The sequence below is a fragment of the Embleya sp. NPDC025285 genome, from assembly GCF_055558835.1.
The window spans coordinates 54,462-81,060 of record NZ_JBVHLU010000044.1; the positions used below are offsets into that span (position 1 = coordinate 54,462).

A 26,599-nucleotide genomic window follows, 5' to 3' on the forward strand; every position below is an offset into this window, starting at 1 on the left:
CGAGGGTCGCGTCACCTTCGGCACGGGCTGGTCCATCCAGTCGGCAAACCGACCCGTCTCACGGGGGATCGTTGTGACCGGGACGATAGCCGCACCAGCGCATCGCCGCCGTCCCACGGAGCAGTGAGGAACACAGTCTCGGAGAGGCTCATCTCCAACGCGACAGCCTGCATAAACCCATCGTCGAGCGGCGCTCCGTCCGCGAAGACGGCAAGCTGATTGCCGTCCAACGGCCGGCCGGTGAAGGTTTCGGCTAGGTCGTATCGCAACGACAGCTCCATCCACTCGCGGACAGGCAAACGCGCCACACCGGACGACCGAGACGGCGTCCATCGATCACAACGGGCGCGGCGTGCTCAAGACTTCCAGGGCCGGGCAGTCACATCCCGGGTCGTCACGCAAGCGCTCGCCGACCGTGGTCAGCGGCACGCGGCGGCATGGGCATTCGAACACCGGTGTGCCGACCCGACGTTCCAGCTTCTGGATCGTCTGGGTGACGCGGCCCGCGCTCACACCCAGCAGTGCCGGCGGTGCGACCGAAGCGCAATTCTCTGGCAAGCGTGAAAAAAGCCGGTATTCCTGCCGTTCCATGTAGCGGTGTCTCCGACCTTTAGCCGTGCTCAATGCCGTTTGAGCGGATCGGCATTGTTGCAGAGCCGTGGAATGGCGATGCTCGAGACCGCCTTCGGGAACCCGTCCCGCCGTCCCTCCCGCAGGCATGTCGAGAACGGGACGGCAGACTCCGGACTTCAGGATGAGGAATTCATGACCGACGCTGCGCGAAATCGGAACGCCCGCGGCACGCGCATCGAGACACAACGCACATCGCCCCCCGATCCGCAGAGATGGCGAGCGCTCACCCTGCTGGTGGCGGCGTTCTTCATGGTGATCGTCGACTCGCAGATCGTGATGCTGGCGCTTCCTGCGATCGAGACCGAGCTGGGCTTCGCGGCCGGTGACTCGACATGGGTGATGAGCGCGTACCTGCTGAGCTTCGGCGGTCTGCTGATGTTCGGCGGCCGGACGGCCGACCTGCTGGGCGGTCGCAGAATGTTCCTGGTCGGCACCGCACTGTTCGGAATCGCGTCGGTCCTGTGCGGGGTCGCGTGGGCCGACGAGGTGCTGATCGGCGCGCGCGTCCTGCAAGGCGCCGCCGCCGCGGTGATGACCCCGACGGCGATGGCCGTGCTCATGAACACCTTTGCCGAGGGGGCCGAGCGCAACAAGGCGCTGGGCATCTGGACCGGTGTCGGCGCGTTCGGCGCCACGGCCGCGCTGCTGATCGGCGGTCCGATCACCGACGGCCTCGGCTGGGAGTGGATCTTCTTCATCAACGTGCCGGTCGTCGCCGCGGTGCTGCTGCTCGGGCCGAAGATGCTGCGCGAGACCCCGGTCCGTCCGGGACGCAAGTACTTCGACCCGGCCGGTGCCCTCACCGTCACCGCGGCCATTGGACTGCTGGTGTACGCGGTCGTCGAAGCCCCCGAAACGGGCTGGACCAGTGGCCACACCCTCGGCATACTGGCCGGCGCCGCAGTGCTGTTCGTACTCTTCGTGATCGTCGAGGCCCGCTCGAAGGCCCCGCTGGTGCCCCTGCGCATCTTCCGCTCGCCGACACTGGTAGGCGGAAACATCCTCATGTTGATCGTCGCCATGGCGGTCTACGGCGGCGCCCTGATCACGTCCCTGTACGCGCAGCAGGTCCTCGGCTACAGCGCCGTCAAGTTCGGCCTCTCCACCGCGATCTACGCGGTCATGTCCATCATCGGCGCCAACGTCGCCGCCAAGCTCGTCGGCAGGGTCGGCTACAAGGCCATCGCGATCGTCGGCATGACCCTGCTCGGCGGCGGCCTGCTCCTGCTGACCGGCATCGACGCGGCCGGCGGATACTGGAGCGACCTGTTCCTCGGCTTGGTCGTCTTCGGCGCCGGGATCGGCAGCACCAACGTCGCAGCCTCCATCGCGTCGCTGACCGGAGCCAAGCCCGAGGAATCCGGACTCGTGTCCGGCATCAACAACGCGGTCTTCCAGATCGGCGCAGCCCTCGGCATCGCCATCGCCACCTCCGTCGCCTTGGCCCACACATCCGCCCCCACACCGGTGGGTCTGACGGACGGCTACCAGGCCGGCTTCATGGCGACCGCGATCTTCGCCGCCGTCGGCCTGGCCACCGCTCTCCTCCTGCTCCTCCACCGAAAGTCCAGCCACGGCACGCGCATCGCCGACCACGGTTCCGACATCGCACCCGGCAACGACGCCGGCCGGAAGCAGGTCACTGTCCTGCACTGACCGCCGTCGGCACGCCGAAACCACGAGGCCCGGGGGGTGCGACCCGCGTAATGCCCGTCGCACGCCCCGGTCCTACCGAGGGAGAGGCGGCCTGAACGCCGGGCCCTGACACGCGGACGACCCCGCTTGGCAGCAGCGGCTCATAGGCTCTGCCTGCACCCCAAACCCCGCCTGACGTGCTGGACGGGGTGCGTACCTTCGGCCGGTTGGGTCGGTGATCGGCGACCGCCGCGGCGAGCACCGGGCCGAGCTGTACACGCCGATGTGCGGTTTCCCGCACTGGTAGCGTGGCCAGAACTCCGGCGGCCATCGGTTTCGGTATGCGCGGACAGCGTCTCTATACAACTCATTGGCACGGCCCACCTCGCGGATGCCCAGCTCACGCTGAACGTCGCAAAGCGCCCGGAACGCCGCGCCTCGTCAAAGTGTGGCAACCCGAGCACTCAGGTATCAAAGTCCGGAGCCTGTGGTCACCCGTCCCCACCGGCCGCATCGACGGGACCGGGCGACCGTCGGCGCGGACAGCCCGCGCGAGCGGCTCGCCGCCCTCGCCCACGCGGTCGGGGTCTTCGGCCCCGCCGCTGCCTGCCTGCGGCATAGCTCTTGATCACCCGCGCCGGTCGGGTTTCGGTCGCTGGCCCCTGTCCACCGCATACACGAACCCCGAGTCGTCGCACAGGATCACGATGTCGTCCAAGAGCAACGGGTCGCACAGACCGAAGGCATCGGGGCGCATCGACCACAGCGGTGCCTGCGAGGCGACGTCCAGCGTGGTCAGCGTTCGGACGCCGCACACATAGAGGAGCCCGCGGTCGAGCGCGAGGCCGTGGCCCGCATCCTCGAGTTCCACGCGCCAGCGCACCGCTCCACTGACTGGATCGAGGGCGAGGACGCCCCCCGACGCCTCGGTCGCATACAGCAGTTGGCCACCGAACACTGGTGGGCTGCCCACGAACCCCTGGGTTTCGGTGTGCCAGAGCGTGCGGCCGGATGCCGCGTCTACGGCGCGTACTCCCAATGCTCCGCGTGACTGGGACATGGCCATGCCGATGAACACCCGCCCGCACATGACGGTGGCCGCTGTGATCAGGCCGCCCTCGAAGTCCACAGACCAGCGGCGGGTGCCGGTGCCCGTGTCGAGCGCGTACAGAGCGTCGGTGCAGCTGATGTAGATGGTGCCGTCAGCGAAGCGCGGTGCGGCTAGCAGGTGTCCGCCGACGGCCGCATGCCAGCGGTCCTCTCCCGTCGCTGCGTCGCAGGCGCGCACCGTGCCGGCTCCTGTGCCCGCGAGGATGAGGCCGTTCGCGTGGCTTGCGTCGTGGAAGCCTCCTTCGGAGGTGGGCGGTCGGCGCCAGCGCACCGCGCCGGTCTCCGTGTCCAGAGCCCGGAGGTCCCCACCGGTCACGAAGACGGTGCGGTCGACGACGACGGGCGTGCAGTCGGCGATGTCGTCGGTCGCGTTCTCCCACAGCACCTGCCCGGTGCCGGGGTCGAGCGCGGAAACGGACGCGCCCGCGACGAAGAGCCTGTTGCCGGCGAACGCGGGGGTGACCGCACTCGTCCCGTAGCTCTCGAATGTCCAGCGCACTTCGGCTTGAGGCAGTGTCATCGGGGAGCTCCGTGTCGGTTCGGGGCGCGTCTGTCCGTCGGACCGGCCGCAGCCTAGGAGGAGAACCCCGGCTGCACCGAGCAGCACCTGCCGCCGAGGAGGCGCGGCACCCAGGGCACGGGGATGAGGGATCGAACGGCACACGGTCGGCGATCATGGCAGACGGTTCGGGGCCGGGCCAGAGGCGCGTTGTCCAGGGAATCGACCGTGTCGCCGACCACTCAGCGAGTTCCACCACAAACTCCGTTCGAAAGGCCCGAGTCAGAACGACTGCCATCCGTCGGCGCGGTTTGTGGACCTCAGCCGGGCTATGGCGAGGCACGCGGCCGTGCCGATTGCCGCATCGGTCCGCAGGGAGATGGCGTTGGTAGAGCCGGACCGGGTGAAGATGGCGACTGCGTGGTGGCCACCATCCGGATACTCCACGACGCCGACATCGTCGCGGATGGTCGGCCGTCCCGGTTTTCCCGCTGACCAGTACCTCGTCACAGGGGAACCGCGAGGCCAGGCCACGCGACCAGAGGTGCAGACCGAGCAGGCGGCGCATCTGCGCGCACTGCTCGGGCGGAGCGGCCTCGGCGTCGTCCTGATCGCTCACCTACGCCGCCACTATGCGGCTCGGCCGACCATCGCGCCCGGATGATCTCCGGCTACGAAGATCTTGCCAGTCTTCAGCGTCGACAGGTCCAAGCGTGTTCAACGCCGCGATCCGCCGCGCCGGCAACGCTGAAGCGGCTGTACGCCGCGTTCGCCATCGAGCTAGGCACCCGGCGGGTGCGGCTGCTCGGGGTCACCGCGCATCCGACCGGCGCCTGGGCGGTGCAGGTCACACGCGAGTCTCGGCCGACCTCGTCGACACCGGACACCTGTTCACCCACCCGGTCCGCGACCGCGACGCGAAGTTCACCGCCCCCTTCGACGCGGTCTTCGCCTCCATCGGTATCGACGTCGTGCCCACCGCACCGCAGGCGCCGACCATGGACGCGTTCGCGGAACGCCGGATCGCCTCCGTCCGGCGCGAGTGCACCGACCGGATCCTCGTCACCGGAAACGTCACGTGCGCGTGCTCCTCGACGCGTACGTCGGGCACTACAACGCCGGCCGCAACCACCAAAGCGATGGACCGGACGTGCGGGCCCCGGACGACATCCAGAACGTGACCGCGCTACCAACCCGGCCCGACGCCGCCAACGACTGGGCGGGCTACTCAACGAGTACGACGTTGTCGCATGAACATGCCAGGTCAGGACCGGTATCCGAGTTTTCGACCAGCACAGGCCGGACGGGCCGCCGGGGAGGCCGAAAGCCGTCCCGCACCGCGGCGTCCCGGGCGTCTAGGCTCGTCAGCTGTGGGTGGTCTCGGCCTCCTTCGCGGCGGACTTGAACGGTTCGGCGAGCTGGGCGAGGTAGGCGTCGGGGTAGTGCGGTTTGGCGGCCATGCCCAGGTCGTCGCTGGTGAACCGACGTGCGGGGTCGTAGGAGTAGGTGCGCAGCAGGTGGTCCCAGACGAGGGTGAACAGGCCGAAGTTGACGTCGCCGATGCCGGTCCATTTCAGGTGGTGGAAGCGGTGGCCCTCGTTGAGCGCGAGCAGGTGCTTGAGGGGGCCGATGCGGTAGTCGGCGCCTGAGTGCTGGAGCAACAGCTGCACCGCGACGGTGAGGGCGAGAGCTGCGGCGACGGGTGCGGGCATGCCGATCAGCAGGAGCGGGCTGACGCCGGCGGTGGTTTCGATCATCTGGTGGAGGGGGTGTTTCATCAGGCCGTTGAAGCCGTAGAAGCGTTTGACGCTGTGGTGGACGGCGTGGAACCGCCACAGCACCTTGATGCGGTGGCTGGCGTAGTGGGTGAGGGTGATCCCGGCGTCGGCGACGAGCACCGCGGCGAGGACCTGGAGGGCGAACGGCCAGTGGTGGGGCCAGATGTCGGCGAGGGTGAGCACGCCGGCCAGAGCGGGGATGGCCGCGAGGGAGGCGAACAGCAGGCCCTCGTTGACCACGGCGTGCGCGAGGTCGCGCCCCGAGTCGCCGCGGCCGGTGTTCCACGGCCGGTGATAGGGCAGCACGCGTTCGGCGGCGAACGACAGGCCGACGGCGAGCGCCAGCAACGCGAGCAGCCAGGCTTTGGAACGGCCGGTCGCCATCAGGGTGATCGCGGCGGCGTTGACGCCGAGCAGCATCACGGGCACGTACGCGTAGCGCACCGCCCAGGCGGGTGCGCCGGTCCTGGGCCCGGCCGCGTCCGCGTCGGCGGCGGGGCCGGTGGGTGTGTCTGTGGTGGTCATGCCCGTCAGCGTGCGTGGGGAGGCGGCCCGGTGCCTTGTACGCAGCTGTCGCGGTGTGCGTCGCGCTCCTCGTGGGGGTCGGTGCTCCAGCGGGCGGCGGCGAGGGCCTGCGTGGGGGTGAGGCCGAAGAGGGCGTGCACGACGCGGGTGAGGTGGGCGCTGTCGGTGAACCCGGCGCCGTGCGCGGCGTCGGTCAAGGTGACGCCCGCACGAGCGAGTTCGGCGGCGTGCTTGAGTCGGGCCCAGCGCCGCCAGGCGGTGTAGGGCAGGCCGAGCTGGTCGGTGAACAGGCGCCCGAGTCGGCCGGGTGAGAGCCCGACCGTGCGGGCGGCCTCGGTCAGCGAGCCGGGTCCGCCCGTGCCGGGTGACATCGCCAGTACGGCGGCCAACCCCGGGTGCAGCACCTTCCGGCCGGGGGCGCCGGGTTCCGGGACGGAAAGGGCGGTCCATGTGTCGACGTGCCGGGGATCGGCGCCGCCGGACCCGGCCGCACCGGGTGCCGCGGTGTGGTCGGGGTCGAGGTAGACGGTGGTGCCGTACGCGTCCGGCCCGGTCTCGACGGTGTGCACCGCTCCGGCGGGGATGACCGCGCGGACCACCGCCCGGGCGTGTCCGGCCGCGTCGGTCAGCACCACCGTGCCGCGCTCGACGGTGAGGATCTGCACGGCGGCATGCGCGTGCGCGTGGGCGCTGCCGAGCGCGCCGGTGAACGACAGCACCCCCGCCTGCCACCGGGTCGAACCGGACCATGTCGTGCTCGTCATCCCTGCCGCGCTCCTCGGCTCATGGCGGCTTTGTGCAGTCCCGCCGGCACCGCGACCGCCACCACGCCTCCCCGCCAAGCTACTGAATTTTGTTGGCCCGTCAACGGGAACGGTTGTCCCGGGCAGCTTCCGCCGGGCTGGCTTCGGCGACGCGGTGAGTACCGGTACTCAGGCGGGGCGAGCATAGCGACGCTGTTCCGGACTGCGGATCGTTGATGGGATGTTCGTACGTAGATAGGGTCGCCAGCCTCGCCGGTGCCCGCCCACCGCTGCGGCAGGGTTGCGGCCACACGCGGGTGTGTCTTCGTCGGTGTGATCGGGCTCGCCGGTCTCGCCCTCGCGTTGGCGGCGCTCGTCTGGCTCCACGTCTACTTCGAAAGCAACGACGTCACCGCTCCCCAGTAGCGCGACGCTCCCGGACGGTGCCGCCGCGCGGCGCTGTCACCGACCCACAGGGTCCACCGAGAACACAGAGGATCTTCATGCTCCGCGCACCACACCCCCTCCCGCGTCGGTACCGGCCGGGCGGCACTTGCCTGGCCCTGGCACTGACCGGACTTCTCCTCACCGGCTGTGGCATCACCGATAACGCCACCGGCAAGTCCCCGGAGATCCCGTCCGCGGGCACCGCGGACACCGCGGAGGCGGTCGCCGCCGTGAAGTAGGTCTCCAGCCGGCTCGACGACTTCGTGGGGGTGCCCGGTAAGGCATCCACACCGGGGCCCGGCGTCCGGGAGTGCGCGGGCAAGGACCCGAACACCTACTTCCGCGTCCACCACCCGTGGAACATCCTGCCGACGTCCGGTGCCGACATCGACACCGCCATGGCGAACCTCAAGGAGAAGCTGAGCACGGACGGCTGGATGGTCAAGGACTCCTGCCGCGACAACGGCACCAGATTCTGCTTTCCGGAGTCGAGGGTCTCCGGGGCCTCGGCTGCCGGAGCTACGTGGTGGGCCTGGCCGCCGACGACCCGGACACGATCGTGGTCACCGAGTCCCGGGACTCGAAGGAACGCCATGACGCTTCCCTCCGGCTGTTCCCCGTCACGGACCCCGGGCGGCGGCACTCTACGGATTCCGACCCGCTCGGATCTGGTTCACGAGTGCGCGTACGGCGGCTGTGTCCGCGACGTCTGCTCGGATGTCGATCCAGTGCTTGTCGTCTGCCCACATGCACGAGGCGTTGCGGGTTGCGTCGCTGCCGTTGTCCTCGCATGTGAGCGTGCCGCCGGCGGACGGGCCCTTGGTGGTCTTGGCGCCGGGTTCCGCGGGTTCGTCGTCGTCCTTGGCGGCCAGTCGGGCCAGCCACTGATCCGGTGGTGTCTTGGTGCGCTCGCCGGTGATGACGAGGATGTGGTTCGGGGCCGAGGGGCCGGCCGTTGCGTTGTAGTAGTAGGCGCCCTGCACGTCGGTCAGGTCTGTGTACCCGAGGTATTCCATCTCCTCTCTGAGCCTTTGCACCGGTGGGGTGCTGTGTCCACCGGGCAATGCCTGGTCACCGTCGACGCCTTCTGCGGTCCAGTCCTCGGCGGTCCGGCCATATGTGACGATGCGTGGTGCGTTGGCGAGTTCCCGGGGCAGGTCGGCGAGGTGGCCTGCGGGGGCCTTGGGTTCTGCGGCGGTGTTCTCGCCCCCGCCCGCACCTTTTGCGTCGTCTTTGGTGCATCCGGCGGTTGTGAGTGCCAAGGCGGCGACCACCCCCGCCAGGAGCTGCCAGGGGCGTTGCGTGTGTATCGAATCGGCGCGATGCCGCATGTGGTGTCGTCCCGTCGTGGAGTTGGTTACGGCAACGGCGTTGTGCGTGGCGTTGTCGGTGGCATGGGGGCAACCACGTGCGCCCGTCCGCGCTTCCGAGTTCCACCGTGTCCGCCTCGGACAGCGTGGGCGCCGGGCGAACGAAAATTCTTCTCAGTGGTCGAGCAGCCGCCATGTGATGAGGGCGAGGCTGGCGCGCAGCAGTCCGCCGGGTTCGGTGAGTTCGATGCCGAGGGTCTTGCCGATCTGTTCGAGGCGGCGGGCGACGCTGCTGTGGTGGAGGTGGAGGAGGTCGGCGGCCCGGCGTTGGGAACCTGTGGTGCAGTAGGCGTCCAGGGTCTCCAGATCCTCCGGGGTACCGGCGATGCGGGCGATCGCGACCACGTCGGCATTTTCCCGCGCGGCGTCCTGGGGGACCTCCGCCAGGAGCGCCAGGGCGCCGAGGCCGTCGTAGCGCACGACCGGCCGGCGGGGGGTGGTGAAACGGAGCGAGGTGCGGGCCTGCCGCCAGGAAAGGTCGGGGCTGTTCGCGGCCCCGACGCCCGCGCGTACGCCTGCCGGAAAGCGGGTCGTGTCGACGGTGGTGGCCAGGAGCACGCCCACGTCGGCGAGCGGTGCGGCTTTCACCGGGCGGCCCGGGCAGATCAGACTTCCGATCCGGTCGAGCGGGAGCGGCGATCGCACGGCGACGACGCGGACCGGCAGGCCGGCGGCGAACCCCAGGAGCCGCAGCGCGCGGGCCCTGGCCGCCTCGTCGCTGTCCGCGCTGACCGCCAGTTCGACGAGCGCGGGGTCGGCCATGGTGGTGCGGGCCGGGCCGTACCTTTCGAAGACCGCCGCGGCGGCGATGGCGAGCCGGTCCAGCAGCACGTCGTCGAGCAGGCCGGCCGGGCCGGGGCGCTCAAGCCACGCCGTGCCGACCTCCTCGTCGTCAAGGGTGATCGGCGCCGTAGGGGATGCGGGCGGCGGCCCGGACCTCTCCCCGCCGTCGGGCGCGACGCGGATGACCTTGCCTGTGCCGTGGAGTCGGATCCCGACCACGCATTCGGCCAGGCCTGCCGAGGCCCGGGCGAGCGCCGCAAGGTCCACCCGCCGGCGCATCAGCGTGTCGAAGAACGCGACAACGCGGATGGCACCTTCAGAGTGCGGATCCAGTTTCGACAGCCGGACGGCCAGAGCTTCCATGGCGAGAGCGTAAGAGAAAACGCTGCGCCGGTCGGTGTGAGATTGGCGCTCATCGCGCGACGGATGGCGGATGACCTCGCGGTCGGCGACCGCGAGGATGATCGTCATGGATCCCGAACTCGAAGCATTCATCCCGTTCTTTCCGAAAATGGATCTGAACGACCCGGCCGCGGCGCGTAAGGACTTCGCCGAGCGCGCCGCGGCCAAGCCGGCGTCGACAGCCTCCGACGTGGAGTTCGAGGACGTGAGCGTGCACGCCGATCCGGACGTTGCGCTGCGGATCTACCGCCCACGCGAAGCACAGGGCGCGATCGTCTGGCTACGCGGCGGCGGATTCGTTTTCGGCGATCTGGACAGCGACCATCCGTGGGCCGTGCGGCTGGCGGAAGGCTCCGGCGCGGTCGTGGTCGCCGTGGACTACCGCCGGTCCCCCGAGAACCGGTTCCCGGCCGCCTTCGACGACGCCTACACCGCCCTGTCCTGGACGGCCGAGCACGCGACCGAGCTCGGCATCGACCCGGCGCGGATCGCGGTCGGCGGCCACAGCGCGGGGGCGGGCCTGGCGGCCGCCGTGGCGCTGCGGGCGCGTGACCGGCAGGGGCCCGCGATCTGCTTCCAGTTGCTCAACGAGCCCGTCCTCGACGACCGCCAAGAGACCTGGTCACAGCGGACCTTCACCGACACGCCCTGGCACGACCGCGACACGATCAGCGCGGTGTGGCGGCACTACCTGGGCCCCCAGGCGGCGACACCGTACGCCGCCCCCGCCCGCGCCGCCGACCTGTCGGGTCTGCCGCCGGCGTACATCGCCACCGCCGAGTTCGACCCGCTCCGCGACGAAGGCATCGACTACGCGGTACGCCTGCTCCAGGCGGGCGTCTCCGTCGACCTGCACCAGTGGCCCGGCACGTTCCACGGATCCCAGGCCGTCCTCACCGCCGGGGTTTCGCAACGGCAAATCGCCGAACTCGCCGCCGCGCTACGCCGCGCCCTGGCCTGAGGCGGCTGTCGGCCCGACCGCCGCCCGAGCAGCCGAAAGGCACGGGCGGGCGAGGGAAACGGCCGCAGCCCGGTACGGCGAATCCAGTTGGTCCGACGGGTCCGCAGCCCACCAGCTGCGGCCCCGGTGTTTGTCATGCCTGAAGCGGGCGCGGAGCTCCCGCAAGAGAAGGGAATCGAAATGGCGTCCTGGGCGCGGTGGTGCTTCCGGCACCGGTGGTCGGTCCTGGCGATGTGGCTCGTGGTGCTGATCGGCACGGTAGGCGCGGGTGCGGCGGTGGGCAGCGCCCACGTCAACGTGCTCGAACTGCCGGGCACCGGTTCGACGAAGGCCTACGACCGGATGGCCGACGCCTTCCCCGAGCTGTCCGGCGACGAGGACGCGGTGGTGTGGAAGGTCGAACGCGGGACCGTCCACGACCCGGCGGTGCGTGACCGCGTGACGGCAGCGTTGGCCGACATGGCCCGCATGCCGGACGTCGGTGAGGTGGCGAGCCCGTACGACGCCGCCAACGCGAGCCAGATCAGCGCGGACGGGCGCATCGCCTACGCACGCGTCACGTTCGTCAAGCAGGCCTACTCCCTCGACATCGAGAACACCCGGCACATGATCGATCGTGCCCACGAGGCGCGCACCGACGGCCTGCGCGTCGAGATGGGCGGCGAGGCGATCGGCGAGGCGCAGCAACCACCCACGGGACTCGCCGAAGCGGTCGCTGTCCTGGCTGCAGGCGTGATCCTGTTCTTCGCCTTCGGCTCGTTCTTCGCAATGCTGCTCCCGCTGCTGAGCGGAGTGGTCGCAGTGGGCACCGGCTTGTCCTGCATCGCGCTGCTCAGCCACGCCACCGAAATCCCGGACATAGCGACGCTGCTCGCCAGCCTGATCGGCCTCGGCGTCGCCATCGACTACGCGCTGTTCATCGTGACCCGGCACCGGCAGGGCCTGCGCAACGGACTCACTGCGGAAGAAGCCACCGTCCGGGCACTCGACACCTCGGGCCGTGCCGTGCTCTTCGCGGGCGGCACGGTGTGCGTCGCGCTGCTCGCGCTGTTCTCGGTCGACATCACCTTCCTGAACGGCATTGCGGTCAGCACAACCTTGGTGGTGCTGATCAGCATGCTGTCCGCGGTGACCTTGCTGCCCGCGATGCTGGGCCTGCTCGGCGCTCGCACCTTGAACCGCCGCGAGCGCCGGGCGACGGCGGCCGGCGACGCACAGCACAGCCAGGCAGCCGCAGGTTCCGCGCGCGGCACCACGCGCTGGGCCGGCTGGGTGGAACGCCACCCCCGCACGCTCGGCGGTGCCGCGCTCGTCCTGATGGCCGCGCTCGCGGTGCCCGTCCTCTCGATCCGGCTGGGCACCAACGACCAGGGCAACCAGCCGGCTTCGCAGACCGTTCGGCAGGCCTACGACCTGCTGGCCGAGGGCTTCGGACCGGGCTTCAACGGCCCGCTGCTGATGGTCGCCGAAGTGGACGACACCCGGGCCGGGCAAGCCGCCGACTCCATGCTGGCCCAGGTCCGCGCCACCGCGGGCGTCGTGCGCGCCGACGAGCTGCCGCTACCCACCGATGCCTCCGAGCTCGCCGCCACCACCCGGGTGTTCCGCGTGATCCCGGCAACCTCGCCGCAGTCCGAGGCCACCGACCGACTGATCGACCGGCTGCGCGACGACATCGTGCCCGCCGCAAAAGCAGGCACCACCCTGGACGTCCACATCGGCGGCCCCACCGCGCTGCAAAAGGACTTCGCGACCGTCGTCGGCGACCGACTGCCGGTCTTCGTCCTCCTCATCGTGGGCCTCGGCGCGCTGCTCATGTTCGTCGCCTTCCGCAGCATCGCGATACCGCTGACCTCGGCCGCTATGAACCTCCTGGCCGCCGCAGCCTCGTTCGGCCTCCTGGTGCTGATCTTCCAGTGGGGCTGGGGCATGGACCTGTTCGGTCTCGGTAAGGAAGGACCGATCATCTCCTTCCTCCCGGTGATCATGCTGCCCCTGCTGTTCGGACTGTCGATGGACTACCAGGTCTTCCTGGTCAGCCGCATGCACGAGGAATGGACGCACACAGCCGACAACGCCCACGCCGTGCGCGTCGGACTGGCGAGCACCGGACGCGTCATCAACAGCGCCGCACTGATCATGATCTGTGTGTTCGTCTCCTTCGTCCTCAGCGGAGACCGCGGCGCGATGATGGCGGGAGTCGGCCTCGCGGGGGCCGTCGCGCTCGACGCGTTCCTGCTGCGCATGATCCTCGTCCCGGCAGTCATGCACCTGCTGGGCCGGGCCAACTGGTGGCTGCCGCAGTGGCTCGACAGGCGCATGCCGCACATTGCCGTCGAAGCGACGGACATTCCTCCGGCCCGCGAACCGGCCCCGGCCGCCGCAGCCGCTGCCCGCTAGGAAGTGTCTTCAAAGTGGTGGTCGGAGCCAGAGCAGGATCGATGCGAGGGCGAGCGCGGCGGCCGAAGGACGAAGCGGTCTTGCCATAGCGCGTGGCAATGCCGCAGAACTGTTTTCAAGCGGTTGAAACAGCGTTCGACGACGTTGCGCCGTCTGTAGGCCTCGGGGTCGAACAGGGGTGGCCTGCCGCCGCGTTCTCCCTTGCGGAGACGGTTCTTGACCTGGTCACGACGCTCGAGGATGGTGTGGGCGATGCCTCGCCGTCGTAGGTGCAGGCGGATTCTTCGGGAGCTGTAGCCCTTGTCCCCGAGGACGTGGTCGGGTCGGGTTCGTGGCCGGCCCGGGCCGCGTCGTGCGACCCGGATCGTCGCAAGGAGGGCTTCCAGTCGGGTGCAGTCGTTGACATTGCCGCCCGTGAGGAGGAAGCCGGGGGGCGGCCGTCGCCGTCGCAGGCGAGGTGGAGCTTCGTGGTCAGTCCTCCCCGGGACCTGCCGAGGGCGTGATCCGCCGTTTCGTTCCCGTCCCGGTCCCCCTTTTCGCCCCGGTGGCGTGTTGGTGGGCGCGAACGATGGTCGAGTCGACCGCGACCAGCCAGTCGACGTCGCCCGCCGCGTCCTTGTCGGCGTGGATCGCATCGAGCATCGCGGTGAACGTGCCGTCGAGCGCCCACCTGCGGAAACGTGTGTACAACGTCTGCCACGAGCCGTACCGCTCGGGCACGTCCCGCCACGGGACGCCGGTACGGATCTTCCACACGAGCCCGTTCAGGATCGCCCGGTCGTCCGCCCGCCGGAGCCCCATCGCCCCCGACGGCCGCAACGCAGCCCACTCCGCGTCCGTCAACTCATGACGTCGAATCACGCCCGACACCATTCCTCAACTTCGGTGAGATTGAAAACACTTCCTAGGCCCGCGGATTCAGCACCTCGCAGCACCCCTCACCTCTACAAGAACTCGCCAAACTCCCCACGTGAGACATGCCCTTAAAGCTTGTCCTCGCATGCAAGGAGAGACTTTTGATTAGCGCCCAGGAAGCGCCCCCAAGGAAGGCAATGATGCCCGCCGCGACAGTCGCACCGATAGCCCTCGTCATAATCTTCAAAAGAACTACGACCGTAGCACTGGTCGCAGAACTTCCGAGCGTGAGGATAAGGGGGCGTTCGATATCACAAACCTCGAAACCAATTCAGAAGTTTCCGAATTCCGTCGACTCAAGATTTCTCAATCCATCATAACTGCATCGATCGTCGTTCCGGGCTCCGAGTCGCGAGTCCAAGAAGGGGTAAAGGCGTCATCCATGCCATATGTCGACAGGCCCGCTTTCGTACGCGGCGAATCCTCACCCGGCCGGTGCACTCCTGGTTCGGTGGGCTAACGCTCACGTGCTCGCGTGCCCGCGTGCCCTGCCGGGTCACATCGACAGACGTCGCGCACTTCCCGCACCGCCCTCTCGAGGTGGTGCTGGCTGGGAATGGAGCGATGGAGAGCATGGGCCGGGGCCGGGCGAAGTCGCCGGCGAGATCGGCTATGACACGGCCGGGGGCCAGCCGAACGGCGGCGAACGCACGACCCGACAGGTCCCTTGACCGGTGGCCTGACCCCTGGTCGAGTCGTCGCCGTAGGCCTTGCACCGGGACACGGGAGGTCACCGCTGAGGGCGTCGGGGTGGGGCTTCAGTGGAAGTCCCGGCCGCTCAAGGTGGAAGCAATTCGCGCCCAACCATGTCACCGGTGCCCGCCGGTTCCGACAACCCGCCGTCCACGATGCCGTCTTGGACGGCGGGTTCGCTCCATCGGAGCATGCCGGCCAAGTTTCGAATATTTTCATCCCGCCAGGAACCTCGATCACCACCGGTTCCTCACGAATGCCTAGAGCGTCAAGGAGATGGCATGTCGACACCTCAGCCGGCAGCGCAGGGAAGGGGTGGTTCACTGCGCAGGTTCGCCCGGACTGCTGTGATCGCCGTCAGGCGCGGGATCGAGCGAGCATCCGGCGGGCGCGCGCAACAGGTGGACAAGGCCCAGGACGCCGCCATCCAGGAGTGGTTACGCAGGTCTCCTGACCCGGAAGCCAGAAGTCCCAACTGGGTGAACGATCGCTGGGAGGCCCCGCACGCTACGAAAGCAAAAATCGAAGCCCTGACCGCGAAGGAGGAAGCGGTCTCACGTGGAGCTGCGGACTTCCTGAGGCAGGGATTCGGCCCGACACAATCGGGCGGCCCTGGTTACGGGCAGTCCGGCGGCGGAGGCCAATCACCCGAGAACGGCAGTGGCCTGGAACGAGGCAAGGACAGAGGACCGGAGGCCGGTCCCAACTGACCGAAGAACCCGCGAGTCGGCCCGACACGCGACGACACCACCCGTGATGGCCGTCGCGAGTTTGGCACCATATGTGTGGCGTGCGCGCGTGGTGCCGAACTCGGCTTCTGTGGCGGAGCAGTGTGGTGGTGGGGTGGGTTGATGGCTGGTCTGGGGTTTCGTGTGTTGGTTGGGAATCCAGCGGGTGGGTTGGTGGTCCCTGGTTGTGGTGGTGGGGGTTTCGCGGGGCGGGTCCGGTGGGGATTGGTCTGGGGTTTCGTATCGGGGGTGGGGAACTGTCCCGGCGCCAGGTGGCGTCCGGCGTCGAGGGCGGCGCCGGCGTCGCCGAGGGAGTACAGCACGCCGACTTCGTACGGCCCCACCGACGCCGGGGTCACCGTGAACACCGTGCGGGCCTCCGGCCCGGCCGGGACCTGCCGAACGGCACGTTTGGCGTCGGCCATCAACTCCAGCGCGTTCGCCCGGTCCCCGGCGTCGGCGCAGGTGTAGGCGGCGGTGCACAGCATCTGCGCGTAGGCGGCGGCCTGTTGCGGTGTCGTCAATCCGGTGGCCTCCACGCGCGAGGCCGCGTCCAGCGTGACCCGCTGGGCGGTGCCCTGCTGTCCCTGGTGGCGCAGCACGATGGCGAGCATCCGTGCGGATGCGGCGGCCGCGAGCGGCGATGCGCACTGGTGGGCGTAGACCGTCGCGCGGTCGGCTGCGGTCCGCGCCCGCTGGTACTGGCCGATCTTGGAGAGGGTTTCGGTGGCGAGGTCGTAGCACGCGGCCAGACGCGCGAGCGCCGCTGCGTTGCCTGCGGTGTCGGCGTGGGTGTGCCCGGCCGCGAGCAGCTCCGGCAGCGCCGCGATCAGTCGGGCGTGATCGCCGCTGTCGTACCACCCGCGAGCCTGCCGAAGTCGGGTGAGGACGTCGGCTCCTGTGGTGGGGGAGGAGCGGGTGGGGATGGACGCGAGCGCCCGGTCGACCCCGCCGAGCACGGTGACGGGCACGGCTGCGAGGGAGGCGGTCAGCAGGCGGCGTCGGCGCATCGAGTCGTCCTCCTCGTCCCGCCGCGCGGCGGTCCGGGCCACCCTAGCCGGTAGCGGCGCGCTCACGCCGAGTGCCGCGCCCAGTACCCCAGGAGGCATGTCCACCGCGGCGGCCAACCGGCGCACCACCGCCACATCCACGCTCGAACGCGCGCCCGACTCCACGCGGGACACCGTCGACGCGGAGTACCCGACGATCGAACCCAGGTCGCGTTGCCGCCAGTTCCGCGCCAGACGCCCGATCCGTACCAGACCACCGACATCACCTCGCGCGGCAAGGAGCCGCACGCGCGGCGTGTCCCACGGTGGGCGCAGCTCGACCATCACGACCCCCAGGGAACGCGCGGACGACGTCCGTCCCCACGGTAGCCGGCGAATCACCCTGCGTCGACGCCGTGTGCACGACACGCACGCGATTGCACGATCCGCACATACCCTTCCCACGCCACAGGCAGCGCGCTCTCCTGGAAACGCACAGCAGTTCACACCACCCGCCAAGGCGACCCGACACCCGAAAAAGGACTTGCCCCATGGCCACACCGCTGCTCCTGACCCGCCGCCTCGCGGCCCCCACACCGACCCGCGATGCGTTCCCGCTTCCCGACCACCACCACGACCCGCTGGTCGGGGCGAACGTGGTCGCGGCCGAGAGCGATTTTACCGCCGACCTGGTCGTGAGTGGCCTCGACCGCGACGCGTTCGTCCGCCTGGACCCCGGCCGCCTCCACGAAACGCTCACCATCGGCGGCAGGTTCGCCGCAGGGGCCTGGACCACCGTCGTCGACGACGGCCGGCGCACCGCGAGAATCGGCCCCGGATGCGCGGTGTACTGGCGCAAACCAACCCGCCCCGACACCCACCCCGACCCCGATCAACGATGGCGCGCCGAGGAGAACACCACCGCCCTCCTGGGACTGCTGCGCGCCCAACCGGTGCTGTGGGTGAACGATCCGGTCGTGGTGGACGCTGCCGAGCACAAACCCGCCCAACTCGCCTCCGCCGCCCGCCGCGGCATGCTCGTGCCGGACACGCTGTTCACGAGCGACCCGGCCCAAGCCCGCGCGTTCGTGGCCGACCACCTCGACAAGGTCGTGGTCAAGGCCCTGACCCAACGCCACACCACCTTCGTCCCCACCACCCGCCTACGCGCGTCCGACGACCTCGACGCCATCGCCGGCACCCTCCACTACCTCCAAGCCCTCGTCGAGAACCGCCTCTTCGACGCCCGGGTGACCGTGGTCGGCGACCGCGTTTTCGCGGCCTCCATCACCACCCCCGGCGCCCTCGACTGGCGCACCGTCCCCGCCGCGGACTGCCGCCACGCGCCGATCACGCCGCCCGCCGACGTCGAACGCGCCTGCCGGGAGCACGTACGCGACCTGGGTCTGGTCTACGCCGCGTTGGACTTCGTCGTCACCGCCGACGGCTGGACCTACCTGGAGACCAACTGCGCGGGCGAATTCGGCTGGATCGAAGCCCTGGCCGGCCTGCCGATCTCCACCGAGATCGCCCGACTCCTCACCCACCACACCCGCACGACCGCCACCCGACACCGCGCGGTGCCCATTCGCGCGAGGATGTGACGATGGACCCGCTGCTCGCCGCCGCTCTCGCCGCCCTCGACGTCACCGACGAGCCCCGCGCCCTGACCACACACCACACCCACGCCTGGCGCGCCGGCCGCTGGAAGATCAAGTCCACGGCCGACCCCGCGGCCGCGGTCCTGCTCCTGCACGAGGCCCGCGCGGTGCGGCTGCTGCACGCGCAGGGCCTGCATCCCGCGCACGCCGAACACGGGCGCGTCGGCGACGGGATCTGGACCGCGGTGGAGTTCCTGCCCGGCGTCGACCTGTGGCAGTGGTGCGCCCCGGGCCGAGCCCTCGACCCGCCACCCGACTTCGCACCCCGCCTGCTCACCGTCGCCCACCGCGCGTTCACGGCGTTGGAACGCCTGAACGGCGCCGGATGGCGCCACGGTGACCTCCAACCCTGGAACATCCTGATCGGCCCCACCGACGAGCCCGTGTTCGTCGACCACGAATACACCCATCACCCCGACCTGTTGCCACCGGCGGCCCCGTATCGCGGTGGCATGGACCACGCCACCACACCCGGCGTCGCCCGCCGACTCCTGCACAGCGCACCCGACACCCACATCCACCTCACCCCCGCCGACGAACGCCACGCCCTCGCCGCCGCCCTGCGCTGGGCCTGGACCGGAACCACCCCCCAGACCACCCGGGACGTCGGGCCGGGCGTCACCCTCGACGACCTCCTCGAGGACATCGCCACCGGCCGACACCACGTTCCCCTCGCCCAGGCCCGCCCGTGGCCGGCCCCGGAACTCGAAGCCCTCATCGCACACGCCACCACGCCCGACTGATGGGTACCAGGGCGTGGGCGACGGCGCGTCGGACCGGAGATGCCGATCCCTTCGCCCGGAATCGGGCGTGTGCTCAGGAGAACCTGCACCATTCGTCGTTGGGGATGCGGCCCTCGGATGCGTCCGAGCATCGGGTTGCCCATTCCCGGGCGACGAGGACCGGCCGGGTCAAAACGCGGTCCCCGGCACTGCGCCACCCCCTGCTGCTGGGGCGCTGGGAGAAGGCGCTGACGGACCTCGGAACCATGAACGCAGGCCACGCCCGCGCCGAATCCCCTCACGCCCTGGGAGAACTCCCAGCGGACTTCTACGCCCTGCCTCACCCAGAGGCGATCGCGGTGCTCAACGCCCGTCGGTTCCTCGCCGCCGTGCTGCAACGGCGCATGGAGAACAAACGGTACATCCGCCAGATCACCCAGGAACTGCGCGAACGCGAACGCGCAAGCCCGCGTGCACTCGCCAACGCGGAGGCCAAGGCCCACGCCAGCCAACTTCTGCGCGAAGCCCACCCGACCGAATACGCCTACATCCGTGCCGTGCTACGACCGCACGAACAAGCCCCCGGCGCTCTACCGCTGTCGCTGGCCAGCAGCCCACGCCGGGCCGAGATCAAACGCCACGTCCTTGCCGCGCTTGCTGACGGCACATGGGCAGCACAGGCACCGCGTTCGAGCACACCGGACGGGAGGCGAGTAGGCCCCGCTGGTACGGGGGACGACACCCCGCAGGACGAAGAACCGCCGATTCCTCCTGCGGATCGGGGTGCTCCCATCCATGAAGGATGTGTCTGAAAGTTCGTGTAAGTCCGTGATGTGAAGGATGGGCCGGGGTACCTTCCCGGATCCCGGCCCTTCCGGAACGGACAGTCATGACCGAGATCGAAAACCCACAGCCCACCGGTGGTCCGCCCGCGGACACGGACGCGATGGTGGGCGAGGTCGTCGAGCGGTTGATGGATCGCGCGGACGCCTCCGGAACGGCCCTGCTCGGCGAGGGCGGCCTGTTGACCGAGATCACCCGGGCCGTCCTGGAACGGGCCCTGGACGCCGAGATGACGGAACATCTCGGCTACGAGCGTCACGATCCCGCCGGTCGTGGTTCGGGGAACTCGCGCAACGGCACCTCGCCCAAGACCGTGCTCACCGACGCGGGCGAGGTGACGATCGCGGTCCCGCGCGACCGCAACGGCGACTTCGAACCCGCCCTGGTGCCCCGGCACGCGCGGCGCCCGGCCGGGTTCAACGAGCGGATCCTCTCGCTCTACGCGCGCGGGATGAGCGTGCGCGACATCCGCTCCCACCTCGCCGGTGTCTACGGCGTCCAGGTGAGCCCGGACCTGATCTCGCGGGTGACCGACGCGGTCGCCGACGAACTCGCCGCCTGGCAGAACCGGCCGCTGGATCCGGTTTGGCCGATCCTCTACATCGACGCGTTGTGGGTCCGGATCCGCTCCGGATCCGTCGCGAACCGCCCGGTGTTCGTCGCCGTGGGCGTGGACATGGACGGCCGCAAGGACGTCCTGGGGCTGTGGGTCGGCGCCGAGGGCGAGGGCGCCACGACCTGGATGGCCGTGCTCTCCGAACTGCGCAACCGCGGCATCGAGGACGTGTGCATCGTCGCCTGCGACGGGCTCAAGGGCCTGCCCGACGCGGTCACCGCGACCTGGCCGAAGGCAACGGTCCAAACGTGCGTGATCCACCTGATCCGGGCCTCGCTGCGATTCGCCTCGAGGAAGGACCACACCAAACTCGTCACCGCTCTCAAGGCGATCTACACGGCCCCGACCGAGCAGGCCGCCGAGCAGGCCATGGACGAGTTCACGGCCTCCGAGCTCGGAGTTCGCTACCCGGCGATCGTGCAGACCTGGCGGCGGGCCTGGCCCGAGTTCGTCCCCTACCTCGCCTTCCCCCCGGACATAAGGAAGGTCGTCTACAGCACCAACATGATCGAGTCGATGAACGCGCGCCTGCGCAAGGCCACCCGCAACCGCGGGCATTTCCCCACGGAACAGGCCGCGCTCAAGGTCCTCTACCTGGCGGTTCGCGAACAGATCGAACCACGCGCACGCGACGTGAACCTGGTCGCGCCACACTGGAAGAACGCCCTCAACGCCTTCGCGCTCTTCTTCGAAGACCGCCTCAGCGTTCAGTAACCACCCCCAGGACTTACACAAAGACGCTGACATGCCCTCCATGAAGCGCGATATCACACGGCGCGCGATGTGTTCCGCCGTCCGCAGGGATGAATTTGGTGATGCGGTGTGCTCGGCTGTGTCGTCTCCACGGGGTTGTGCGGGTGTGGGCCCCCAGGGTGATTGCAGGGCGGGCGGTGCGTGACAAAACCGTCGGGTCCCCAGGAGTGTGGGTGCAGGGCGCGACTACCCCCTTTCCCCGTCGCATTCGATGGCACGTCGGTTACCTGTTCATCGAAGGGGAGAGGGGTTTGCTTGGTGCGGTGCCCTTGGCGATGTCCAATCCGGCTCCGCTCGGAGCCGAAGACGAGGGGTGGAGGGGGTTTTCGACGTTGACCGACGAGTTGCGATCCACGGGCACGAATCCCAGGTTCGTCACCTTGGTCGGGGCTTGGTTGGGGACGGTCGCCTCGGGCAGAGCGGCCGGGCCGTTCGGCTGATTCCCGGCAAAGGCGCGCACCGTTGTGGGCCGGGGCATGGGGAAGCGGGTCTTGACGGTTTCGCCCGTCGGATGGGCTGCCGGCTCGATGGGCTTCCGTGGCAGGAGTTCGGCCCCCGGAGAGTCGAGACGATGGGCCGCGACGTTGCGCGAAGCGATCTGTTGGGGGTTCACACCGTCCACGGCCGGGGCACGGTACTTGTAGGCCCCCTTGCTCATTGATTTCGTTCGTGTCCGAGTCGAACGACCGGGGGCGGGTCCGAGCGCTCCATTCTCGACGATGACCTTGGCGACCTGGGCCGGTTCGAGAGGCTCTCGTCCCCACACCTGCACGACGGCGGGGTTGACAAGCGCCGTGACCGACGCCGCCAAGGCCCACAGGCCGTTTTCTTGTTCGCTCGCGGACATCTTGGCCAACTCCGCCAGACCCGCCTCGATGCGCAGGGGTGCACTGGTTGCCTTCAATTCCCTTTCATAGCCGATGAAGCGGTCGAAGTCGGCCTCGATCGACGCGGCCGTGTCCGGGCGGAGATTCGCGGCCCTCTCCTTGATCTCCGCCAGTTGGGAAGGGGCGTAGTCGAACTCGGCACAATGCTGGGCCAACCCGCGTGTGATCGGGCCCCATTGGGCCAGGTCGCAGTCGATGACGTACGTCTCGCCGCGGGAACGCAGGATGTTCTCGGGATGCAGGTCGTTGTGCACCATGCCGAAGGGTACGGATTGCCATGGAAAGGTGGTGCTGCTCTCCCAGTCCAAGGCCGCATTGGCCCACTGGGTCCAGCACCAAGCCCGACCGTGGATTCCCAAGCCCGTCAAGCGGGTGTTCATCCCCAAACCGGGGACCACGAAGAAGCGCGGCCTCGGAATTCCCGTGATCGTTGACCGGTGCCTGCAAGCTGTGGCATTGGGAGCATTGGAGCCCGAGTGGGAAGCGCGGTTCGAGCCGAAGTCGTATGGCTTTCGGCCCGGCCGTGGCTGTCACGACGCGATCGGGGCCATCTACTCCACGCTCAACGGGAAGAACCCGCAGCGTGCGTGGGTTCTCGACGCGGACCTGACGGCGGCGTTCGACCGGATTGACCACACCCGGCTGATGGCCGCTCTCGGCGCTTTCCCCGCTCGGGGACTGGTCCGGCAGTGGCTGAAAGCCGGGGTCGTTGATCGCGGTCGGTTCGCCCCGGCCGAGGAGGGAACTCCTCAGGGTGGGGTGATCAGTCCGTTGCTCTTCAACGTGGCCCTGCACGGGATGGAGAAAGCCGCAGGGGTCCGCTATTACACCACCGGCAGAGATGCCGGGAGTGCACAAAGCGGCAGCCCCGTGCTGGTGCGGTACGCAGATGATTTTGTCGCGATGTGCACCAGCCGTGAACAGGCCGAACAGGTCAAAGAACGGCTGGCTGCATGGCTGACGCCCAGGGGACTCGCCTTCCACGAGGACAAGACACGAATCGTCCACGCGGAAAGCGGATTCGACTTCCTGGGGTTCAACGTCCGCCGCTATCACGGCAAGCTGCTGATCAAACCGAGCAAAGCGGCTCAGACACGGATCCGGGAACGGCTCAGCACTGAAATGGTGGCTCTGCGAGGAGCCAACGCCGGTGCGGTACTCAAGAAGATCAACCCGATCGTGCGGGGTTGGTCGGCCTACTACCGGACAGTGGTGTTCAGCGAGATCTTCACGGCGCTGGACAATCACATGTGGAAGCTCGCTTACAAGTGGGCCAAGCACAGCCACCCGAACAAGCCGAAGCACTGGATATCCGACAAGTACTTCGGCCGGTTCAACAGGTCCAGGAAGGACCGGTGGGTGTTCGGTGACCGCGACAGCGGCGCCTACCTGCTCAAGTTCTCCTGGACGAAGATAGTCCGGCACCAACTGGTCAAGGGGAAGGCGTCCCCGGACGACCCAGCCCTGGAATCCTATTGGACTCAGCGGCGACGCAAGGGAGCCCCTCTACCAGTCGACGCCATGACCGTGCGCCTACTACAGGCACAGCACGGCCGTTGCTCGATCTGCGGAGGGCTCCTGCTGCACGCCGACCACCCGCCAAAAAGCCCAGAAGAATGGGAAGCATGGCGGGTCGTCATCCGGAAAGCGATCTCCAAGCAATACATCGCGTTCCCGGACGAGAGCACGCCGGGCGGTCAACGACTCCGTCTCCTCCACACCCATTGTCAACGGCGGAATGGAGCCGCCGAGATGACAGGTCCAGCACTTTTGACTGCCGGCGAGCCTTTGGGGCTTGCTTGAGCCGTGTGCGGTGAAAGCTGCTTGCACGGTTCTGAGGGGGCGGGGACGCGGCAATGCGTCCCCGCTACCCGACCGATCATCGGGACGGGGCGATCTGCGATCGGCACGCTCGTCGAGCGCAGCAGCCGCTCCACGCTTCCGGTGCACCTGCCCCGGCTCGAGGGCTGGGGCGAGAATTCGCCCGTGAAGAACGGACCCTCGCTCGGAGGCTATGGCGCAATCGCGATGAACACGGCGCTTACGGCATCGATGATGAAACTGCCCGAGCAGCTGCGCAAAACCCTCACCTGGGACCGCGGAAAGGAACTCTCGGGCCACGCCCGGTTCGCCGTCGAAACCGGGACGAAGGTGTTCTTCGCCGATCCGCACCCACCCTGGCAACGACCGACGAACGAGAACACGAACGGGCTGCTGCGTCAGTACTTCCCGAAGGGCACCGACCTGTCCCGTTGGTCGTCCGCAGACCTCGAAGCCGTCGCCCTGGCGATCAACAACCGGCCCCGCAAGATCCTCGGTTGGCGGACACCAGCCGAGGTCTTCGAGGAGCAGCTACGCTCACTACAACAACCAGGTGTTGCAACGACCGGTTGAACTCGCCCAATACACCTCGTTCCGCCTCACCGCCCACCTCGCGCGCGAAGGCACCGCCGGATCCATCGGCACCGTCGGCGACGCCCTCGACAACGCCCTGATGGAATCCACCATCGGCCTCTACAAGACCGAACTGATCAAACCCCGCGGCCCCTGGCGCACCCTGGCCACCGTCGAACTCGCCACCGCCGAGTGGATCGACTGGTACAACCACACCCGACTGCACGGTGAGATCGGCCACGTCCCACCCGCCGAACACGAAGCCAAGCACTACCAGACACAACCAAAACCGCAGGTCACAGCCATAGAACCGAGTCTCTAACGAACCCGGAGCGGTTCAAACACCGGTCGCGGACCCTCGCCGAGCAGGACGACGAACGCGAGGCGACCTGGCGTGAACGCGCGCTGAACGCCGAGGACGCACGCAAGGCCGCGCACACAGAGATCGCCACCCAGCGCACTCGTATCGGCGAACTCCTCGGTGACATCCGGGCCTTGGAAACCGCACGGACCGAGGAGGGCGTCCGGCGGATCACCACCGATAACACCACCCTCAAGCAGCGGCTCCGCCAGATTACCGCCGAAAACCGCACCCTCGACGAGCGACTCAAGGCCGCCCGTTCCAACCTCCGCTTCCATGACCGACGCGTCGCCGACCTCGAAGCCCAGATCGCGGGCACCTGACAACCCGGAGAACCGCTCAGTCCGGTCCGGTGACCAGGGGAAACCCGTGGTCACCGGATCGTTCTGTATGCCAGGCTCCGGCATATGGAGCCCCACAACGAGCAGGCCGCAGGCGAGGTCCTGCATCAGCGCGGCTGGCGCAAGGCATTCACCGTCCAAGAGATGGTCGACAAGTGGGCCTGGCTCGTGGGCAAGGTCGAGGACGGTTACAGCGACCTGGTGGACGAATACACCAACGACCTCTACAGCCGGAACTGGCTGCACGAGGCGTGGCCGATCCTCACTGCGCGCATGATCGTCCTCTGGACTCCGCAGATCAAAGCACTCGACGACCGTTTCCGGGCCGCCACCGTCTTCGACGACGGCATCTCCTTGTCGCAGTTCCACCGGATCAGCGGATTCGACCCCACCGACATGTGGTGGTGGCGGCGCCACCCTCGCCTGCTCGTCGGCGATCTCGGCCGCTCGCTCCGTTCGGCGGGCGCCACCGACTGATCCTCGACAGGACAACGCACGCGAGTCGGGCCATGGTTGCCATGTCGGATCACTCGGACGAGCGACAGCATCGACCCCAACTCAGCGTCACGGACATGTAGTCTATGAATCGCCGCAGGTCAGAGCCGGGTCACGAGCTCCCGCGGTCGGTAAAGACTTCCAAGGCGCGGTCGCCGATCCTGAACTGGCCCCCGGCCAGCTGCTCGACCACCTTGCGCAACTCGGCCACGATCTCCGCGTACCGCTGCCGACTGACACTGCCGACGTTCACAGGCTCGTCGGCGCTCTCGTTGACGGTTCCCTCGGGCATGGCGCTCACCACCCCTGCGGGCCGGGGCACGGCACTCCGGCCGTGACAGGGCAGGACCCGCTCCATACCAGGGATGACACGAAAGCCACATGATCACATCAACTCGCCCGAAAATGAACGAAATTGGATGAAATCCGAGAATCGAACCGTTCCCGTTCCCGTTGCGGTGACCCTTGCGCGAACGGTTCCCTGCGTTTCCGCCAGGCCCTCACCTTGCACCTGCCTGAGCAATAGAGCGCGGACGAGCGCCGGTCCACCCCGGCCACCCAATCCGCCCCGCACACCGGGCACACCGCCTCGCCCACGCCGCCCGTCTCGGCCGCCGTACGCAACCGCAGACGCCGCCGCTTGCGCCACGACCTGGCCCGACACGCCGCCGAACAGTAGACCGCCTGGCGCCTCGCTCCCGGCCTCAGCCGCTCACCACACCCCGGACAATCCCGCTTCCCGGCCCACCCGGCCTCCTCGGACACCCCGCCAGCTTACGACTCAACAGGCCCTCAAATCCGGGATATGACACAGGCACTCAGCTTGACTCTGTCGGTGATCTTGGAGGTTGGGCTCAGCTGCCGAGAGTTCGCCAGGATTTCGACCGGGGGATCTCGTTCTCGTCCAGGAAGGTC

At 68.7% G+C, this 26,599-nt stretch carries 24 protein-coding genes and 2 pseudogenes; 13 read left to right on the forward strand and 13 right to left on the reverse strand.

Annotated features, from left to right (window positions below):
• Nucleotides 1-11: 11 nt before the first annotated feature.
• Together ACZ4FV_RS27305 and ACZ4FV_RS27310 are read right to left on the reverse strand one after the other, a co-directional pair.
• Entirely contained in the window at nucleotides 12-281 is a 270-nt protein-coding gene (locus ACZ4FV_RS27305) for a PhzF family phenazine biosynthesis protein (RefSeq protein ID WP_465323480.1), read from the reverse strand.
• 55 nt (nucleotides 282-336) lie between these two features.
• The gene (locus ACZ4FV_RS27310; protein ID WP_465323481.1) at nucleotides 337-591 is read right to left on the reverse strand and encodes a helix-turn-helix domain-containing protein; all 255 of its coding nucleotides are present in this window, start codon (nucleotides 589-591) and stop codon (nucleotides 337-339) included.
• Nucleotides 592-765: 174 nt separating this feature from the next.
• Here ACZ4FV_RS27310 and ACZ4FV_RS27315 point away from each other — a divergent pair, with 174 nt between their 5' ends.
• Nucleotides 766-2,289: an MFS transporter gene (locus ACZ4FV_RS27315; protein WP_465323482.1), complete on the forward strand. Its 1,524-nt coding sequence runs from the start codon at nucleotides 766-768 to the stop codon at nucleotides 2,287-2,289.
• Between the two features lie 607 nt (nucleotides 2,290-2,896).
• On the opposite strand, the gene ACZ4FV_RS27320 is transcribed toward ACZ4FV_RS27315, so the two are convergent.
• Nucleotides 2,897-3,898 carry an outer membrane protein assembly factor BamB family protein gene (locus ACZ4FV_RS27320; RefSeq protein WP_465323483.1) on the reverse strand — a complete coding sequence of 334 codons (1,002 nt, stop codon included), beginning with the start codon at nucleotides 3,896-3,898 and terminating at the stop codon, nucleotides 2,897-2,899.
• A gap of 692 nt (nucleotides 3,899-4,590) precedes the next feature.
• Here ACZ4FV_RS27320 and ACZ4FV_RS27325 point away from each other — a divergent pair.
• Nucleotides 4,591-5,058 carry a hypothetical protein gene (locus ACZ4FV_RS27325; RefSeq protein WP_465323484.1) on the forward strand — a complete coding sequence of 156 codons (468 nt, stop codon included), beginning with the start codon at nucleotides 4,591-4,593 and terminating at the stop codon, nucleotides 5,056-5,058.
• A 183-nt stretch (nucleotides 5,059-5,241) separates the two neighbouring features.
• Here the strand turns inward: ACZ4FV_RS27325 and ACZ4FV_RS27330 are convergent, their stop codons facing one another.
• Nucleotides 5,242-6,180 (reverse strand): sterol desaturase family protein, encoded by a 939-nt coding sequence (locus ACZ4FV_RS27330; RefSeq protein WP_465323485.1) that lies wholly within the window; start codon nucleotides 6,178-6,180, stop codon nucleotides 5,242-5,244.
• A 5-nt stretch (nucleotides 6,181-6,185) separates the two neighbouring features.
• Nucleotides 6,186-6,944, reverse strand: coding sequence for a helix-turn-helix domain-containing protein (locus ACZ4FV_RS27335; RefSeq protein ID WP_465323486.1), 759 nt, complete (start codon nucleotides 6,942-6,944; stop codon nucleotides 6,186-6,188).
• Nucleotides 6,945-7,426: 482 nt separating this feature from the next.
• Between ACZ4FV_RS27335 and ACZ4FV_RS27340 the strand changes: the two genes are divergently transcribed.
• Nucleotides 7,427-7,609, forward strand: coding sequence for a hypothetical protein (locus ACZ4FV_RS27340; protein ID WP_465323487.1), 183 nt, complete (start codon nucleotides 7,427-7,429; stop codon nucleotides 7,607-7,609).
• Nucleotides 7,610-7,704: 95 nt separating this feature from the next.
• On the opposite strand, the gene ACZ4FV_RS27345 is transcribed toward ACZ4FV_RS27340, so the two are convergent.
• The 3 genes from ACZ4FV_RS27345 to ACZ4FV_RS27355 all read right to left on the reverse strand — a co-directional run bounded on the left by ACZ4FV_RS27345 (nucleotide 7,705) and on the right by ACZ4FV_RS27355 (nucleotide 9,994).
• A complete protein-coding gene (locus ACZ4FV_RS27345) occupies nucleotides 7,705-7,965 on the reverse strand; it encodes a hypothetical protein (RefSeq protein WP_465323488.1) in 261 nt (86 codons plus the stop codon).
• 49 nt (nucleotides 7,966-8,014) lie between these two features.
• Entirely contained in the window at nucleotides 8,015-8,632 is a 618-nt protein-coding gene (locus ACZ4FV_RS27350) for a hypothetical protein (RefSeq protein WP_465323489.1), read from the reverse strand.
• Nucleotides 8,633-8,854: 222 nt separating this feature from the next.
• Nucleotides 8,855-9,994 carry a helix-turn-helix domain-containing protein gene (locus ACZ4FV_RS27355; protein ID WP_465323490.1) on the reverse strand — a complete coding sequence of 380 codons (1,140 nt, stop codon included), beginning with the start codon at nucleotides 9,992-9,994 and terminating at the stop codon, nucleotides 8,855-8,857.
• Between ACZ4FV_RS27355 and ACZ4FV_RS27360 the strand changes: the two genes are divergently transcribed.
• Both ACZ4FV_RS27360 and ACZ4FV_RS27365 read left to right on the forward strand, forming a co-directional pair.
• On the forward strand, nucleotides 9,993-10,886 hold the full coding sequence (locus ACZ4FV_RS27360) for an alpha/beta hydrolase (RefSeq protein ID WP_465323491.1): 894 nt from the start codon (nucleotides 9,993-9,995) through the stop codon (nucleotides 10,884-10,886). The genes ACZ4FV_RS27355 and ACZ4FV_RS27360 overlap by 2 nt on opposite strands.
• Nucleotides 10,887-11,066: 180 nt before the next feature.
• Complete coding sequence (locus ACZ4FV_RS27365) at nucleotides 11,067-13,286, forward strand: MMPL family transporter (protein ID WP_465323492.1); 2,220 nt, start codon at nucleotides 11,067-11,069, stop codon at nucleotides 13,284-13,286.
• Nucleotides 13,287-13,295: 9 nt separating this feature from the next.
• On the opposite strand, the pseudogene ACZ4FV_RS27370 reads toward ACZ4FV_RS27365, so the two are convergent.
• Both ACZ4FV_RS27370 and ACZ4FV_RS27375 read right to left on the reverse strand, forming a co-directional pair.
• Nucleotides 13,296-14,159 (reverse strand): annotated as a pseudogene (locus ACZ4FV_RS27370) (IS5 family transposase).
• Nucleotides 14,160-15,510: 1,351 nt separating this feature from the next.
• Entirely contained in the window at nucleotides 15,511-16,956 is a 1,446-nt protein-coding gene (locus tag ACZ4FV_RS27375; RefSeq protein WP_465323507.1) for a helix-turn-helix domain-containing protein, read from the reverse strand.
• 206 nt (nucleotides 16,957-17,162) lie between these two features.
• Between ACZ4FV_RS27375 and ACZ4FV_RS27380 the strand changes: the two genes are divergently transcribed.
• The 4 genes from ACZ4FV_RS27380 (at nucleotide 17,163) to ACZ4FV_RS27395 (ending at nucleotide 21,167) form a co-directional block, all read left to right on the forward strand.
• Nucleotides 17,163-18,215 carry an MvdC/MvdD family ATP grasp protein gene (locus ACZ4FV_RS27380; protein ID WP_465323493.1) on the forward strand — a complete coding sequence of 351 codons (1,053 nt, stop codon included), beginning with the start codon at nucleotides 17,163-17,165 and terminating at the stop codon, nucleotides 18,213-18,215.
• Nucleotides 18,216-18,217: 2 nt separating this feature from the next.
• On the forward strand, nucleotides 18,218-19,015 hold the full coding sequence (locus ACZ4FV_RS27385) for a hypothetical protein (protein ID WP_465323494.1): 798 nt from the start codon (nucleotides 18,218-18,220) through the stop codon (nucleotides 19,013-19,015).
• 245 nt (nucleotides 19,016-19,260) lie between these two features.
• The gene (locus ACZ4FV_RS27390) at nucleotides 19,261-19,806 is read left to right on the forward strand and encodes a hypothetical protein (protein ID WP_465323495.1); all 546 of its coding nucleotides are present in this window, start codon (nucleotides 19,261-19,263) and stop codon (nucleotides 19,804-19,806) included.
• 77 nt (nucleotides 19,807-19,883) lie between these two features.
• Nucleotides 19,884-21,167 (forward strand): IS256 family transposase, encoded by a 1,284-nt coding sequence (locus ACZ4FV_RS27395; protein ID WP_465323496.1) that lies wholly within the window; start codon nucleotides 19,884-19,886, stop codon nucleotides 21,165-21,167.
• 262 nt (nucleotides 21,168-21,429) lie between these two features.
• Here ACZ4FV_RS27395 and ACZ4FV_RS27400 read toward each other — a convergent pair whose 3' ends face one another.
• On the reverse strand, nucleotides 21,430-22,401 hold the full coding sequence (locus tag ACZ4FV_RS27400) for a phosphotransferase family protein (RefSeq protein ID WP_465323497.1): 972 nt from the start codon (nucleotides 22,399-22,401) through the stop codon (nucleotides 21,430-21,432).
• Here ACZ4FV_RS27400 and ltrA point away from each other — a divergent pair.
• The 3 genes and pseudogenes from ltrA (at nucleotide 22,379) to ACZ4FV_RS27415 (ending at nucleotide 24,809) form a co-directional block, all read left to right on the forward strand.
• A complete protein-coding gene (gene ltrA / locus ACZ4FV_RS27405; protein WP_465323498.1) occupies nucleotides 22,379-23,896 on the forward strand; it encodes a group II intron reverse transcriptase/maturase in 1,518 nt (505 codons plus the stop codon). The two genes, ACZ4FV_RS27400 and ltrA, sit on opposite strands and share 23 nt — an antisense overlap.
• Before the next feature lie 75 nt (nucleotides 23,897-23,971).
• Nucleotides 23,972-24,487: pseudogene (locus tag ACZ4FV_RS27410) on the forward strand (IS30 family transposase); the annotation flags it as partial.
• The gene (locus ACZ4FV_RS27415; RefSeq protein ID WP_465323499.1) at nucleotides 24,468-24,809 is read left to right on the forward strand and encodes an integrase core domain-containing protein; all 342 of its coding nucleotides are present in this window, start codon (nucleotides 24,468-24,470) and stop codon (nucleotides 24,807-24,809) included. The pseudogene ACZ4FV_RS27410 and the gene ACZ4FV_RS27415, both read left to right, overlap by 20 nt.
• Here the strand turns inward: ACZ4FV_RS27415 and ACZ4FV_RS27420 are convergent.
• Nucleotides 24,806-25,225 (reverse strand): hypothetical protein, encoded by a 420-nt coding sequence (locus ACZ4FV_RS27420; protein ID WP_465323500.1) that lies wholly within the window; start codon nucleotides 25,223-25,225, stop codon nucleotides 24,806-24,808. The genes ACZ4FV_RS27415 and ACZ4FV_RS27420 overlap by 4 nt on opposite strands.
• Before the next feature lie 30 nt (nucleotides 25,226-25,255).
• On the opposite strand from ACZ4FV_RS27420, the gene ACZ4FV_RS27425 reads away from it, so the two are divergent.
• Complete coding sequence (locus ACZ4FV_RS27425; RefSeq protein WP_465323501.1) at nucleotides 25,256-25,666, forward strand: hypothetical protein; 411 nt, start codon at nucleotides 25,256-25,258, stop codon at nucleotides 25,664-25,666.
• A gap of 130 nt (nucleotides 25,667-25,796) precedes the next feature.
• Here ACZ4FV_RS27425 and ACZ4FV_RS27430 read toward each other — a convergent pair whose 3' ends face one another.
• The gene (locus tag ACZ4FV_RS27430; protein WP_465323502.1) at nucleotides 25,797-26,042 is read right to left on the reverse strand and encodes a hypothetical protein; all 246 of its coding nucleotides are present in this window, start codon (nucleotides 26,040-26,042) and stop codon (nucleotides 25,797-25,799) included.
• Between the last annotated feature and the right edge of the window lie 557 nt (nucleotides 26,043-26,599).

Bases quoted from the DNA above. Each gene is read 5' to 3' on its own strand.
- ACZ4FV_RS27310 (WP_465323481.1), bottom strand. From the start codon at position 591: ATGGAACGGCAGGAATACCGGCTTTTTTCACGCTTGCCAGAGAATTGC.
- ACZ4FV_RS27395 (WP_465323496.1), top strand. From the start codon at position 19,884: ATGACCGAGATCGAAAACCCACAGCCCACCGGTGGTCCGCCCGCGGAC.
- ACZ4FV_RS27330 (WP_465323485.1), bottom strand. From the start codon at position 6,180: ATGACCACCACAGACACACCCACCGGCCCCGCCGCCGACGCGGACGCG.
- ACZ4FV_RS27385 (WP_465323494.1), top strand. From the start codon at position 18,218: ATGGACCCGCTGCTCGCCGCCGCTCTCGCCGCCCTCGACGTCACCGAC.
- ACZ4FV_RS27365 (WP_465323492.1), top strand. From the start codon at position 11,067: ATGGCGTCCTGGGCGCGGTGGTGCTTCCGGCACCGGTGGTCGGTCCTG.
- ACZ4FV_RS27335 (WP_465323486.1), bottom strand. From the start codon at position 6,944: ATGACGAGCACGACATGGTCCGGTTCGACCCGGTGGCAGGCGGGGGTG.
- ACZ4FV_RS27355 (WP_465323490.1), bottom strand. From the start codon at position 9,994: ATGACGATCATCCTCGCGGTCGCCGACCGCGAGGTCATCCGCCATCCG.
- ACZ4FV_RS27430 (WP_465323502.1), bottom strand. From the start codon at position 26,042: ATGGAGCGGGTCCTGCCCTGTCACGGCCGGAGTGCCGTGCCCCGGCCC.
- ACZ4FV_RS27380 (WP_465323493.1), top strand. From the start codon at position 17,163: ATGGCCACACCGCTGCTCCTGACCCGCCGCCTCGCGGCCCCCACACCG.
- ACZ4FV_RS27425 (WP_465323501.1), top strand. From the start codon at position 25,256: ATGGAGCCCCACAACGAGCAGGCCGCAGGCGAGGTCCTGCATCAGCGC.
- ACZ4FV_RS27345 (WP_465323488.1), bottom strand. From the start codon at position 7,965: ATGGCGTTCCTTCGAGTCCCGGGACTCGGTGACCACGATCGTGTCCGG.
- ACZ4FV_RS27360 (WP_465323491.1), top strand. From the start codon at position 9,993: ATGGATCCCGAACTCGAAGCATTCATCCCGTTCTTTCCGAAAATGGAT.
- ACZ4FV_RS27340 (WP_465323487.1), top strand. From the start codon at position 7,427: ATGCTCCGCGCACCACACCCCCTCCCGCGTCGGTACCGGCCGGGCGGC.
- ACZ4FV_RS27390 (WP_465323495.1), top strand. From the start codon at position 19,261: ATGAACGCAGGCCACGCCCGCGCCGAATCCCCTCACGCCCTGGGAGAA.
- ACZ4FV_RS27305 (WP_465323480.1), bottom strand. From the start codon at position 281: ATGGAGCTGTCGTTGCGATACGACCTAGCCGAAACCTTCACCGGCCGG.
- ACZ4FV_RS27315 (WP_465323482.1), top strand. From the start codon at position 766: ATGACCGACGCTGCGCGAAATCGGAACGCCCGCGGCACGCGCATCGAG.
- ACZ4FV_RS27375 (WP_465323507.1), bottom strand. From the start codon at position 16,956: ATGGTCGAGCTGCGCCCACCGTGGGACACGCCGCGCGTGCGGCTCCTT.
- ACZ4FV_RS27320 (WP_465323483.1), bottom strand. From the start codon at position 3,898: ATGACACTGCCTCAAGCCGAAGTGCGCTGGACATTCGAGAGCTACGGG.